The sequence below is a fragment of the Microvirga yunnanensis genome (assembly GCF_025460875.1).
Map to the genome: position 1 here is coordinate 26,951 of NZ_JAMXFI010000072.1, position 12,950 is coordinate 39,900.

Here is a 12,950-nt window from a genome sequence, read left to right on the forward strand (position 1 = left end):
ATTGAAGGGAGAAAACATGTCCTCGACCGGCAAGACTTCCACGCGCCCGCACCGCGGCGTATTCCCGGTGGCCCCCACCATCTTCGATGACGACGGCAGGCTCGACCTCGAAGGCCAGAAGCGCGCCATCGACTTCATGATCGAAGCGGGCTCCGACGGCCTCTGCATCCTGGCGAACTTCTCCGAGCAGTTCGTTCTGACCGACAGCGAACGCGAGACCGTGATGACGACGGTGCTGGACCATGTCGCCGGCCGCGTCCCGGTCATCGTCACCACCAGCCATTTCTCGACCGACATCTGCGTCGAGCGCTGCCAGCGGGCGGAGGCTGCGGGCGCCGCCATGGTGATGATCATGCCGCCTTTCTTCGGCGCGACCCTGCGGGTGTCCGAGCCCGGGATCTACGAGTTCTTCCGCAGGGTTTCGGACGCCATCGGCATCCCGATCATGATTCAGGATGCTCCCATGGCGGGCACGTCCCTGTCGGCACCCTTCCTCGCCCGCATGGCTAAGGAGATCGCGAACGTCTCCTACTTCAAGATCGAGGTGCCCGGCACCGCATCCAAGCTGCGGGATCTCATCGCCCTCGGAGGAGACGCCATCGAAGGTCCCTGGGACGGCGAGGAAGCGATCACCCTCATGGCCGATCTCGATGCCGGCGCCACGGGGGCGATGACCGGCGGCGCCTATCCGGACGGGATCCGCAAGATCATCGACCCCTATATGGCGGGCAACAAGGAAGAGGCCGCGGCCGCTTACGAGCGCTGGCTTCCGCTGATCAATTACGAAAACCGGCAGTGCGGATTGCTGGCCGCCAAGGTGCTCATGAAGGAGGGCGGCGTCATTCGGTCGGAGGCGGTCCGCCATCCGCTGCAACCCCTGCATCCGGAGACCCGCAAGGGCCTGATCGAGGTCGCCCGCCGCGTCGATCCGGTCGTGCTCCGCTGGGGCCGCTAGCGCATCGGACGGACCCAGAGGGCCGCGCCGAACGATGCGCCGCTTAAGGGGTTGAGCATCGGATCGATCCCAAAAGTGGGTCCACTTTTCACGTCCGATGCTCTAGAGAGACATGACGCCACCACCGCCGAAAGTATAACGGGCCGCGGATTCGAGGGATCCGCGGCTTTTTCTTTCCATCGGAGGCAAATATTCCGCTGTTCGACGAGACCGGGTCAACCGGGTTAAAGAACGGATAACAAAGCCGCAGAAAACGCTAAGTGTTTCCACCTATTGACGGCCGGGACAACTCTCACAGACTTTGGCGCGCCTGGTAGAGCGTGTCGTGGGGGCACGCGCCCCCCGTGGCGATGCGGGCAGGTCCACAAAGAAAAATGTCTGATAAGAATTCTACCCTTCGACACAAGTTGACGCGTTCACTCACCGGCGTGGCCGGCCGGTTCTATGCCGGCATCGCGGCGGGAATCGTAGCCTTGGTTGCGCTCGCGATCTTCGGCTCCGTCACGATCTCCACCATTCTGACCGAGCAGAAGAAGACCGAGCTCAAACATCTCGTGGAATCTGCCGTCAGCATTGTGGCTGACTTCGATGCCCGCGCGAAGCGGGGCGAGATGTCCGAGGACGAGGCGAAGAAGCGTGCCTCCGAGACGCTGCGCATCCTGCGGTATGGAGGCTCGGAATACTTCTTCATCCAGGATTACCAGACGGTGATGCTGATGCATCCCTTCAACAAGAACGTGGAAGGCAAGGACAACTCGGCCGTGAAGGACGCGAATGGCGTCGCGTTCTTCAAGGAGATCGGGCAAGCGGGCCGGGCCGGCGGCGGCTTCGTGGCCTATCTCTTCCCCAAACCGAACCAGCCGGAACCGCTCCCGAAGCTCACCTATGCGGCCAACTTCGACAAATGGGGCTGGGTGATCGGCAGCGGCGTCTATATCGACGACCTGGCGGCGACGGCCGCATCCTATCGCAACCTGTTTCTGGCGCTCGTCGGCGGAGCGGCGGCTTTTCTCATGCTGATCGCCTTCGGCCTTGGCCGCAGCATTTCCAGGCCGATTCAGAAGCTCGTGGCGAACATGGGTGCGCTCGCCGGCGGCGATCTTTCCGTGACGATCGAGGGAACCTCCCGCCGGGACGAGATCGGCGTCATGGCAGGGTCCGTGCAGGTGTTCAAGGATGCCCTGATCGCCAAACAGCGGGCCGATGAGGCAACAGCCCTTGAGGCCGACGCGAAGTCCCGCCGCGCCGAGCTGCTCGACCAGCTGACGAAGCGCTTCGAGATGAACGTCTCGGCCCTGACGCAGGGCCTGTCCTCGGCCGCCACCGAGATGGAGGCCACGGCAGGGTCCATGACCGCGGTCGCGAGCCAGACGACCCAGCAATCGGTCGGCGTTGCCGCCGCCGTGCAGCAGACCTCGTCGAACGTGCAGACGGTGGCGGCCGCCACCGAGGAGCTGTCGATCTCGATCCGTGAGATCGCCAGCCAGGTGGCGCAGTCCTCGGCGGTGGCCGAGAAGGCGGTGGCCGGCACCCAGCGCACCAGCGCCACCGTGCAGGAGCTCGCAGCCTCGGCCGAGAAGATCGGCAACGTGGTGCAGCTGATCAACACCATCGCGGGCCAGACCAACCTGCTGGCGCTCAACGCCACCATCGAGGCGGCGCGCGCGGGCGAAGCCGGCAAGGGCTTCGCGGTCGTGGCCTCGGAGGTGAAGGATCTGGCGACGCAGACCGCCAAGGCCACCGAGGAGATCTCGCAGCAGATCGCCTCGGTCCAGCAGGCGACCGGCCAGACGGTGGCGGCGATCCAGGAGATTGCGCGCACGATCACCGAGATGAGCCAGATCTCGACCTCGATCGCCGCCGCCATGGAGGAGCAGGGCGCGGCCACCGCCGAGATCGCCCGCAACGTGCAGGAAGCCGCACGCGGCACGGAAGCCGTGACCGGCAGCATCGCGGACGTGCACCAAGGCGCCGGCGAGACGAGCACGGCAGCCGGCCAGGTGTTGGGCGCGGCCCGCGAGCTTGCACGCCATTCCCACGATCTGGGCCAGGAGGTGACAGCCTTCCTCTCGGGCGTGAAGGCCGCCTGAGACCGCCTGATTCCACCTCCCACATCCCGCCCGGCTCCAACAGAGCCGGGCTTTTTCTTTGGGCACGCCCGGACAGGCCCCTCCCGGATCAGATCCCATCAGGCATTTGCCAAAAGAATGCGATGGAAACGAAAGCCATGAGACATATATGGGAGGGAACTCCTTCGAGACCTCTCATGCCCGAGTCAGACGAACAGCCGGACGACGAACTGGAAGAGTTGAACGGCACGAAGCGCGTCAACTTCCGCGATTATCCGAGCTCCGGCCTCGTGGTGATCGCAGCGCTCAGCTCGGGCCTGGGATGGATGCTGTTCAGGTGGCTGGGCAAGAAGCGCAAGGCCCGGAACGATCCCCAGGCCGACGAGAGCAAGCCTTCCGGCGCGCCGCCTGAGCCGGAGACGCCGGATGGTTCGAGCTCCTGATCCCCGCCTCGGTCTATCGCGTGCTCAAGCGCACCGCGGCCGGCGTCTCAAGAGTTTACGGTAGGGAAATTGGCAGGAGGTTTTTATGGCCCGCGATGCTGTTTCCTTCGTTCTCGGCATCATTGCTCCCGTGGCTCTGGTTGGCTGGCTGCTTGTCCTCCATTGACGGGCCAGAACACTGCCGATGAGGTTCCATGAGATTTGCCTTCACCGCCGGCGTCGCTGGTCTCCTGGCGGCCGGGGCCGCGCATTCGGCCGAGTTGATGCAGGGCCGGTGCCGGATGGACCATTGCGCCTGGTTCAGCATCGAGAGCCGCGACATGGTCGGCTCCAACGGGAATGGCGCCCTGTTCAAGGTGATCTCCAGGGAATGGACCTCTCATCACCCGAACGGCCGCTATGACAAGCGCCGCCCCCGATCAGGCGGCGAGGTGTCGACGGGTTACTATTTCTGCTCGAAAGCGAGGCCGTCCGCCATATGGCAAGGTGACGAGGGACATTGGCAAGGGACAATGGCAAGGGACACTGGAAGGTGGCTCTCCTCAACTTGGCCTCGCCCTCCGGAGCCGAACAGAATGCGGTGATCGAGTATTTCGCCGTCTGCCATGGCGTGCAGAGTGGACATGACCCGAAGGGCTCGTTCGAGTCCCTCACGGAGCGGTTCGGGTACGCGCCTGCCGAGAGCGCGGGTCTGCGAGACGTCGAACGGCCCGAGGACCTCTTGAAAGATTAGCCTTCGCGCGTGTTTCGTAACCAGCCGTTTACCTTTTGGGCGCAGCCTTCTCAGGTGCCTGGCTGGCACGGTCCTCCCTCTGGCCGCAGCGGCGGCCTCCCTAGAGCGCCAATCGACCCGGCGCTCTTTCTTTGCGACGGCCTAGCGCATCGGACGGACCCGGAGGGCCGCGTCAGCGACCCGAAGGGCCACGCCAGTGACCCGAAGGGCCGCGCCAGCGAAAAGTGGACCCGGTATTCGCTGACGCGGCCCTGCGGGTCCGCCCCATCCGATGCGCCGGTCAAGAGAAGGAGCCTCGGATGAATCCCAAAAGTGCAAGTCCACTTTTGGGTCCGATGCCTTAGGCAACAGGCGCTGCACTACGACCTCCATTGTCGTTCCTGCACTCCCCCTTTTCACGCAAGGAGCCACGTCGCCGTAAAACCAGGCATATAATCCTCCCGCGCTCCTTGGACCCTCGGAGAAGACAGAATCCTTACCAGGGAACTCAGATTTTCCTGATAGGCCACGATGTTGCCTTATTCGGTTATCAAAACATCCGCAGCGGATATCGAGCTATAGACATCGGGGTCCGCAGTATTGTGAGCGTCTATAGCCACGTTCATTCCCACCTGTACGTATCGTGCGTTTTCTTCCGGCATAATCCTCGCTAGTTCTCAAGAGAACTGCACAAAACTTATTCAGAAGCCTCGTCAAAGGGGCTCGTTCAATTTTGGGGCATACATCATGGCTTTGAACTCTTCTGTCGCGCCAAGCGGCAACTTTGACCTGTCTAATTGGAAAATCACCCTTCCTGTGGACTCGAACGGCGGGTTCAGCGGTACCGCCATGGAAGTCAAGAACCTCTCGGGCTACCAGCACTCCAAGTATTTCTACACGGCCGCCGACGGAGCGATGACCTTCGTGGCTCCCGTCGAGGGAGCGACCACCAGCGGGTCGTCCTATTCCCGCTCGGAATTGCGCGAGATGAACGGCACCGCAACGGCCGCCTGGAACCTCAAGACCGGCGGGTTCATGAGCGCGACCCTCGAGGTCGATGCCGCGCCCAACCGCGACGGCGTGGGCGGCAAGATCGTCGTCGGCCAGATCCATGGCCAGAACGACGAACTCGTCCGCCTCTATTGGGAGAACGGCAAGGTCTATTTCGCCAACGATCAGGCCGGCTCCGGCAACGCCGAGACGAAGTTCTATTTCGTGAATGCTTCGGGCCAGCAGCCGAGCGTGTCCCTGGACGAGCGCTTCTCCTACACGATCAACGCCAAGGGCGACGATCTCGAGGTGACGATCTTCGCCGACGGCCAGGTCTACAAGTCGGTCAGCAAGATCAACAGCGTGTGGCAGTCCGACACGTTCTACTTCAAGGCCGGCGCTTATCTTGGCGCCAACGAGACGAATGGCTCAGGCTATGGCCAGACTTCGTTCTATGCCCTGAGCTTCAACCACAACGGGGTCGTCACCTCGCCGACGCAGCCGACCCCGACGCCGAACCCCACGCCTGACGCCGGCGACCATGCGCTCGTCGCGACGAGCGACAGGTATGCTGCGAACGAAGACAGGGCTCTGACCGTCTCCGCCGCCCAGGGCGTGCTCGCCAACGACGTGGCGGCCGACGGCGGCAAGGCTGCGCTTGCCGGAACCTTCGCCACGGCTCAAGGCGGCAGCGTGAAGCTGAGTGCCGACGGCTCGTTCGTCTACACGCCGAAGGCCGGATTCCATGGCTCGGACAGCTTCAGCTACAAGGTCAAGGACGTCGACGGCGATACCGACACCGGAACCGTAACCCTCCAGGTGGCCGATGCGTCCGAGCCGAACCCCACTCCGGCGCCGCGCCCGACCACGACGAAGACGATCAACGGCACGAGCGGCGCCAACAGCCTGACGGGAACGTCCGGCAACGACGTGATCGACGGCAAGGGTGGCGACGACAAGATTTGGGCCAAGAACGGCAGTGACGTGCTGATCGGCGGCGCCGGCAAGGACACCTTCACGTTCGATACCAAGCCAGGAGGCACCAATGTGGACGTGATCGTCGACTTCAATGTCGCCGACGACACGATCCGCCTCAACGACTCGGCGTTCACGACCCTCAAGTACGGGGCACTCGCCTCGAGCAGCTTCGTCATCGGCACGAAGGCGCTGGATGCGAGCGACCGCATCATCTACGACGACAAGACGGGCGTGCTCTCCTATGACGCGGACGGCACGGGTTCGACGGTCGCGGTGAAGTTCGCGGTGCTCGAAAACCTCGCCAAACTCTCGGCAGCCGACTTCATCATCATCTAGCGCATCGTGCGGACCCAGAGGGCCGCGTCAGCGACCCGAAGGGCCACGCCAGTGAAAAGTGGATCCGGTTTTCGCTGGCGCGGCCCGCTGGGTCCGTTCTGACCGATGCTCTCATTCAAGAAGAAAGCATCGGATGGATCCCAAAGTGGGTCCACTTTTCCCGTCCGATGCTCTAGGCAAGCTGCCTGGGCGTTCAGAAGCGGCTTCGGCATGGACCGAAGCCGCTTCTTTTGCGCGACCCGATCACGGATGGGCCCGTCCTGTCCGTCTCAATCCTCGAGCCAGCGCTTCGTCGACGCATCGAGATGAATCCGCATCGCCGCCTGTGCCAGGAGGGGATCCGAAGCCTCCAGCGCCGCGTAGATCGCTTCGTGCTCCAGGAGCGCGGTGTGCCAGCCTTCCCGGCTTTCGAACCGGACGCTGAGCTGAGCGGAAATCGGGCTGTGACGCTCGTCGAACAGGCCGCGGACGATGCGCATGAGAACGGAATTGCCGCACAGGGCCGCAATGGCGAGATGGAACTGGCGATCCTGCTCGAGCGGATCGCGGCCATCCGCGATGTCGGCCCGCATCGCCTCGAGCGTCGCCCGGAGGGACGCCAGCCCCTCAGGGGTCATGCGCGCACAGGCGAGAGCCACGACCGTTCCCTCGATGGCAGCCCGCGCCTGCATGAGTTCCGACGGGCTCTCGCCCATCGAGTTCATCATGCTCGCGGCGCGTTCCAAAGGTGTGCAGACATAGACGCCGGATCCCGAGCGGATTTCAACGCTGCCGTCGATCTCGAGCGCGATGAGGGCCTCCCTGAGCGAAGGACGCGATACGCCCAGGTGATGGGCCAGATCCCGTTCGGCCGGGAGGCGGGCTCCCGGCGGGAAATGGCCGGACTGGATCAGGCCGCGGATCTGTTCGGCGATCTGCTGGTAAAGGCGCCTCGGCTCAAGGGTCTTGGATGGGATCGACATTGGCGCGGAGCCCTCCGGACAGGAGGGAAATGTAAAACTGGCCTGACCATAGTTCACGCTCCGGTCGCTGACAATAAGGCCGAACTGACACAATTCTGCCGAAACCTTTTAACTTGACCAAATATTCCTCCCGGCCCTATTCCTATTGCAACCAATCTGGCCTGACCAATTAGGGCGGACAGAGAGCTCTGCAGCCAACAGAGCCCTCTTGCAGAGGGAGGATTCATGCGAGGCGTACGGGCCGTTCTCCGCCATTGCACCAGCACGCCGGTGAAGTCCCGAACAGCGCGACGGGCTGCGGATCCGGGACGCGCTCGGATCGGGGCTGTCCCATGAGGGCTTCCGACCGCCGCCCCCTGCCCCGCCGCGATTTGTCTCTCACGGCGCTCGGTCTCGGGACCGCCCCGATGGGAGGGCTCTACAGCCACACCCGCTTTGCGGAAGCCCAGGCGGCAACCGAGGCCGCATGGGCTTGCGGCATCCGCTACTTCGACACCGCTCCCTATTACGGCTATACGCGGGCCGAGCGACGGCTGGGCGCTCTGCTGAGCGATCACGAGCGGGACGGCTACGTCGTCAGCACGAAGGCCGGGCGCCTGATGGTGCCCGACAATAGCGTGAGCAAGGAGGAGAACGGCTGGGTCCGGCCCCTCCCGTTCCGCCCGACCTACGACTACACCTATGACGGCATTCTGAAATCCTTCGAGCACAGCCAGCAGCGGCTGGGCGTCGTCGGGATCGACATCCTCTACATTCACGACATCGGTCCCTACACTCATGGCGAACGGCATGAGCATTACTGGCGCCAGCTCACCGCAGGCGGCGGGTTCCGCGCGCTTCAGGAACTCCGCCGCGACGGAGCCGTCACGGCCATCGGTCTCGGCGTCAACGAGGCGGAGGTGGTTCAGGACGCGATGCAGGAGGCGGATCTCGATGTCGTCATGCTTGCGGGCCGCTACACATTGCTGGAGCAGATGAGTCTCCCATTGATGGAGGCCTGTGCCCACGCAGGAACCGCGATCGTCATCGCCGGCCCGTTCAATTCGGGCATCCTCGTCGGCAACAACAAGTTCGACTACCAGGATGCGCCGCCCGAGGTGGTGGAGCGCGTCCAGGCCTTGAAGGCCGTCTGCGACGAGTTCGACGTGCCTCTCCCGGCGGCCGCCCTTCACTTTCCCATGGCTCATCCGGCCGTCGTCTCCTGCGTGACCGGAGCCCGCGACGCCGGGCAGCTTCAGACGAACGTGGCATGGTTCGAGGCCACGATCCCTGACGAGCTCTGGACCGCCCTTCGCAGGCGCGGCCTGATAGACGACGCCGCCCCCCTGCCTGGCGAAGGCGGATGAGCTCCATGCGCATCGACGCCCACCAGCATTTCTGGCTGATGCGCAACCGGGAAGGCCAGTGGCCGCCGCCGGAACTGGCTGACATCCATCGTGATTTCGGGCCGCAGGACCTGGAGCCGACCCTGATGGCCTGCGGCATCGCCGGCACGGTCCTGGTTCAGTCGCTTCCGACGATGGACGACACCGACTTCATGCTGGATCTGGCGGATCGGCATTCTTTCATCCTGGGCGTCGTGGGCTGGGTCGACCTCAAGGCTCCCGATGCCGCTCGTCACGTGGCGCGCCTCTCGGCTCATCCGCGGCTGAAGAGCCTGCGGCCGATGCTGCAGGACCTCGCCGACGACGATTGGATCGATGACCCGCGGCTCGACCCGGCCATCGACGCCATGAAGGAGGCGGACCTGCGGTTCGATGCGCTGGTGATGCCGCAGCATCTGAAGGGTCTGACGGCGTTTGCCAGGCGACACCCGGATCTCCCGATCGTGATCGACCATGGAGCGAAACCCCGCATCGCGACCGGAGAGATCCATTCGTGGCGTGGTCCGATGGCTGAGCTGGCCGCCCTCCCCCGGGTTCATTGCAAGCTCTCGGGCCTTCTCACGGAGGCCGGGGGTCGGCGCGACCTGTCGAGCATCGGACCTTATGTCGAGACTCTCCTCGACCTGTTCGGTCCCGAGCGCCTCATCTGGGGCAGCGACTGGCCGGTGCTCCGGCTCGCCGGCACCTACGAGGGATGGCTCGCCATGTGCCATGATCTCGTGCCGGCCCGCCATCATGACCAGGTGTTCGGCCTGAATGCAGCCCGCTTCTACAAGCTCGATCCGAGGCAGAACGAGAGGGCGGCATGATGCCGGGCACCGGAAGAGACCGAACAAGCCGGCACCCTTTTCACCAAAGGTGCAGATGACACCGCACGGCCCCCCGTGCTTAGATCGGCAATGGCGCGAAGACGCCGCACAGGCAAAGGCCTGAAGTTTGAGGGAGGAACGCTCTTGTCACTCCTCGTCCTGCAAGACGTCGGAAAGGAATTCGGCGCCATTCGGGCTCTGTCCCATGTGAATCTCACCATCAAGCCCGGCGAAGTCGTCGGCCTCATGGGAGACAACGGCGCCGGCAAATCGACCCTGGTGAAGATCATTGCGGGCAACTTCCCGCCCTCCCACGGCAGAGTCCTGTTCGAGGATCAGGAGGTTCACTTCACCAGACCGGTCGATGCCCGCTCGGTCGGCATCGAGGTGGTCTATCAGGACCTCGCCCTGGCGGACAATCTGACGGCCGCCGCGAACGTGTTTCTCGGCCGCGAGCTGAAACGCAAGGTCGGGCCGTTCTCGTTCCTCGACCACGCGACCATGAACCAGCGGACGGCAGCCCTCTTCCGCGAGCTCAAGTCCGAGACGCGCCCGGACGACGTGGTCCGCGCCATGTCGGGCGGGCAGAGGCAGGCGGTCGCCATCGCCCGCACGAGGCTTGCCAAAGCCAAGCTGATCCTCATGGACGAGCCGACCGCGGCGATCTCCGTCCGCCAGGTGGCCGAGGTTCTCGATCTCATCCGCCGGCTGAAGGATGCGGGCATTGCCGTGATCCTGATCTCGCACCGCATGCCTGACGTATTCTCGGTCTGCGAACGGGTGGTCGTCATGCGGCGCGGGACCAAGGTGGCGGACAAGCCGATCAGCCAGTCGAGCCCCGAGGAAGTCACGGCGCTGATCACCGGCGCGAAGGAAGCGGCGTGATGAGCGAACTCTCTCCAGCCACCAATTCCGACACGAGCGACTTCTCGAATGTGGGCCGGGCCCGCTGGTGGCGGCGCGGCTTCTTCGCGAGCCAGACCGCCTATGTGGCGGGGGCCCTCGTGGTCATCATGATCGTGATGTCGTTCCTGAGCTCGGCCTTCCTCAGCCCCGGCAACCTGGCCAACGTGGCCAAGAACTTCTCCTTCGTCGGCATCGTGACGCTCGGGGTCACCCTGGTGATCGTCACGGGCGGGATCGATCTCTCGGTCGGCTCCACCATGGCCCTGTCGGCGATCACCTGCGCCATCGTCATGCAGGCGTTGAGCGGTACCGCTCTCGACGGCATTCCGCTGGCCGGCATGCTGGTCTCGCTCGCCGCCGGCCTCGGCGTCGCGCTGCTGATCGGCCTGGCGAACGGGCTGCTCATCGCCCGGGTCGGGCTCTCGCCCTTCGTGACCACCCTCGGCATGCTCTCGATCGTCCGGGGCCTCGCCTATGCGGTCACCGAGGGACGTGGACAGGCTCCGACCGGACCGGACGTGAACCTCTTCTACGACATCACCGACGGCAACATCGCGGGCGTTCCGGTCGCCATCATCTATCTGATCGTTCTCGCGGTGATCATCGGCGTCGTTCTTCACCACACGGCCTTCGGGCGGCACATCTTCGCGCTGGGCGGCAACGAGAAGGCCGCGGCGCTCACCGGCATCGCGGTCGAACGGGTGAAGATCGCCGTCTACGTGCTGTCGGCGCTGTCCGCAGGATTTGCCGGCATCCTGATGGTGGGATGGCTCGGCTCCGCTCCGGCCAATCTGGCGACCGGCTACGAACTGACCATCATCGCGGCGGCCGTCATCGGCGGCGCGAACCTCAACGGCGGCATCGGTGGCCCGGCAGGAGCGGTCATCGGCGCCCTTCTCATCGAGGTGATCCGCAACGGGCTCGTGCTCGCCGGAATCAACGCATATTGGCAGATCGTGCTCGTGGGCGGGATCATCATCCTGGCGGTCCTGGTCGACCGCCTGCGGACCCTGCGCATGACGACCTGAGATCCCGTTGTCTGAGGCAAGCTGCCTTGCCTCGAAAGCGGATGCTAGAAACCGGCCGCGAGAAGCCGGTCACCAGACCCCGGGCATGGGGCGGACAATCAACCAGGAGGAAGACATGATGAAACGCCTGATCCTTGCCGCGGTCGCCGCCGCGGCGCTCACAGCGCCGGCCATGGCGCAGCAGACCTACAAGTTCGCCATCGTGCCGAAGGCGATGAACAACCCCTATTTCGATCTCTCCCGCGACGGATGCATGAAGCGTGCGAAGGAGCTGGGGAACGTGGAATGCATCTATAAGGGTCCGGTCGAGCATGAGCCGGCAAGTCAGGCTCAGATCATCCAGGATCTGATCAGCCAGAAGGTCGACGGGATCGCCATCTCGGTGTCCGATGCGGCGGCTGCGGTGCGCGTGATCAAGTCTGCGCGCGATGCCGGCATTCCGGTCATCACGTTCGACGCCGACGCGCCGAACTCCGCCCGCCAGGCGCATGTGGGCACCGACAACCGCGCCATGGGGCGCGCTCTCGGAGAGGAGCTCCTGAAGCTGCGCCCGGAAGGCGGAAAGTACGCCATGGTGTCCGGCGGTCCGGCGGCCGCCAACCTGAAGGAACGCGTCGAGGGTGTGCGCGATGCCCTGAAGGGATCCAAGTGGACGGAAGTCTCCGGCTCTCCCACGTATTGCAACGATGACCTGGCGCTCGCCGTCCAGCAGATGCAGGACCTCAAGACCGCCAATCCGGATCTCGCCGCCATCGTGCCGGTGGGCGGCTGGCCGATGTTCGTCCCCGAGGCCTACAAGAGCTTCGTGAACAAGAACAAGGAAGCCATGAGCCAGGGCAAGTTCTCGCTCGTGGTGGCGGACACCCTGAAGGTCCAGCTCGAGCTGCTGCGCGACGGCTATGCCAACGCGCTGGTCGGCCAGCGTCCGTACGAGATGGGCGAGAAGGCCATGGACATCCTTCTGCAGCTGAAGAAGGGCGAGAAGGTCCAGGACATCATCTATGCCGGTATCGACCGCGTGACGAAGGACAATGTCGCGTCCATGCTGAAGTGAGCCGACGTCTTACTCCGCGTCGAATCCAGCCCTGGAGAGGTTTCCCTCTCCAGGGCTCTTCTTTTGCACGCTAGTGTTGTGACTCTAACGCTTGTTTCGCACGGGCGACCTTTTCCAGGATCGCTGAGGCCGGGGCGGTCCAGACAAAGGGGCGAGGGTCGGCATTGTGGTGCTCCAGGTCGTCCATGATCGCGCTCTCCAGATCGGGCACGCTCGTGAAGGCGCCCCGCCGGATGCGCTCCTGCGTGATCAGGGCGAAGAAGCGCTCGACCAGGTTGAGCCACGAAGCCGAAGTCGGGGTGAAGTGCAGGTGGAAGCGCGGA

General features: G+C 64.2%; 11 protein-coding genes and 1 pseudogene. 10 read left to right on the forward strand and 2 right to left on the reverse strand.

Annotation, left to right across the window (positions count from 1 at the left end; genetic code table 11):
• Positions 1-16 precede the first annotated feature (16 nt).
• The 5 genes from NF876_RS27960 (at position 17) to NF876_RS27980 (ending at position 6,483) form a co-directional block, all read left to right on the forward strand.
• Positions 17-955, forward strand: coding sequence for a dihydrodipicolinate synthase family protein (locus NF876_RS27960; RefSeq protein WP_262271627.1), 939 nt, complete (start codon positions 17-19; stop codon positions 953-955).
• Positions 956-1,362: 407 nt separating this feature from the next.
• Positions 1,363-3,045 carry a methyl-accepting chemotaxis protein gene (locus tag NF876_RS27965; protein WP_262271628.1) on the forward strand — a complete coding sequence of 561 codons (1,683 nt, stop codon included), beginning with the start codon at positions 1,363-1,365 and terminating at the stop codon, positions 3,043-3,045.
• Positions 3,046-3,221: 176 nt separating this feature from the next.
• On the forward strand, positions 3,222-3,467 hold the full coding sequence (locus NF876_RS27970) for a hypothetical protein (protein ID WP_262271629.1): 246 nt from the start codon (positions 3,222-3,224) through the stop codon (positions 3,465-3,467).
• A gap of 499 nt (positions 3,468-3,966) precedes the next feature.
• The gene (locus tag NF876_RS27975; RefSeq protein ID WP_262271630.1) at positions 3,967-4,200 is read left to right on the forward strand and encodes a hypothetical protein; all 234 of its coding nucleotides are present in this window, start codon (positions 3,967-3,969) and stop codon (positions 4,198-4,200) included.
• A gap of 726 nt (positions 4,201-4,926) precedes the next feature.
• Positions 4,927-6,483 carry a polysaccharide lyase family 7 protein gene (locus tag NF876_RS27980; RefSeq protein WP_262271631.1) on the forward strand — a complete coding sequence of 519 codons (1,557 nt, stop codon included), beginning with the start codon at positions 4,927-4,929 and terminating at the stop codon, positions 6,481-6,483.
• Positions 6,484-6,752: 269 nt separating this feature from the next.
• Here the strand turns inward: NF876_RS27980 and NF876_RS27985 are convergent, their stop codons facing one another.
• Positions 6,753-7,445, reverse strand: coding sequence for a FadR/GntR family transcriptional regulator (locus NF876_RS27985; protein ID WP_262271632.1), 693 nt, complete (start codon positions 7,443-7,445; stop codon positions 6,753-6,755).
• A gap of 332 nt (positions 7,446-7,777) precedes the next feature.
• On the opposite strand from NF876_RS27985, the gene NF876_RS27990 reads away from it, so the two are divergent.
• The 5 genes from NF876_RS27990 (at position 7,778) to NF876_RS28010 (ending at position 12,627) form a co-directional block, all read left to right on the forward strand.
• Positions 7,778-8,791 (forward strand): aldo/keto reductase, encoded by a 1,014-nt coding sequence (locus NF876_RS27990; RefSeq protein ID WP_262271633.1) that lies wholly within the window; start codon positions 7,778-7,780, stop codon positions 8,789-8,791.
• 5 nt (positions 8,792-8,796) lie between these two features.
• Positions 8,797-9,639, forward strand: a complete 843-nt coding sequence (locus NF876_RS27995; RefSeq protein ID WP_262271634.1) for an amidohydrolase family protein — start codon at positions 8,797-8,799, stop codon at positions 9,637-9,639.
• A 144-nt stretch (positions 9,640-9,783) separates the two neighbouring features.
• Positions 9,784-10,524: an ATP-binding cassette domain-containing protein gene (locus tag NF876_RS28000; protein WP_262271635.1), complete on the forward strand. Its 741-nt coding sequence runs from the start codon at positions 9,784-9,786 to the stop codon at positions 10,522-10,524.
• Positions 10,524-11,573, forward strand: a complete 1,050-nt coding sequence (locus NF876_RS28005) for an ABC transporter permease (RefSeq protein ID WP_262271636.1) — start codon at positions 10,524-10,526, stop codon at positions 11,571-11,573. The genes NF876_RS28000 and NF876_RS28005 overlap by 1 nt, the downstream gene beginning before the upstream one ends.
• Before the next feature lie 118 nt (positions 11,574-11,691).
• The gene (locus NF876_RS28010; protein ID WP_262271639.1) at positions 11,692-12,627 is read left to right on the forward strand and encodes a sugar-binding protein; all 936 of its coding nucleotides are present in this window, start codon (positions 11,692-11,694) and stop codon (positions 12,625-12,627) included.
• A gap of 70 nt (positions 12,628-12,697) precedes the next feature.
• Here NF876_RS28010 and NF876_RS28015 read toward each other — a convergent pair.
• A pseudogene (locus tag NF876_RS28015) lies at positions 12,698-12,950 on the reverse strand (IS630 family transposase); the annotation flags it as partial.

Excerpts from the sequence above, each read along its gene's own strand:
- NF876_RS27980 (WP_262271631.1), top strand. The coding sequence starts at position 4,927 with ATGGCTTTGAACTCTTCTGTCGCGCCAAGCGGCAACTTTGACCTGTCT.
- NF876_RS27960 (WP_262271627.1), top strand. The coding sequence starts at position 17 with ATGTCCTCGACCGGCAAGACTTCCACGCGCCCGCACCGCGGCGTATTC.
- NF876_RS27990 (WP_262271633.1), top strand. The coding sequence starts at position 7,778 with ATGAGGGCTTCCGACCGCCGCCCCCTGCCCCGCCGCGATTTGTCTCTC.
- NF876_RS27995 (WP_262271634.1), top strand. The coding sequence starts at position 8,797 with ATGCGCATCGACGCCCACCAGCATTTCTGGCTGATGCGCAACCGGGAA.
- NF876_RS28010 (WP_262271639.1), top strand. The coding sequence starts at position 11,692 with ATGAAACGCCTGATCCTTGCCGCGGTCGCCGCCGCGGCGCTCACAGCG.
- NF876_RS27970 (WP_262271629.1), top strand. The coding sequence starts at position 3,222 with ATGCCCGAGTCAGACGAACAGCCGGACGACGAACTGGAAGAGTTGAAC.
- NF876_RS27985 (WP_262271632.1), bottom strand. The coding sequence starts at position 7,445 with ATGTCGATCCCATCCAAGACCCTTGAGCCGAGGCGCCTTTACCAGCAG.
- NF876_RS28005 (WP_262271636.1), top strand. The coding sequence starts at position 10,524 with ATGAGCGAACTCTCTCCAGCCACCAATTCCGACACGAGCGACTTCTCG.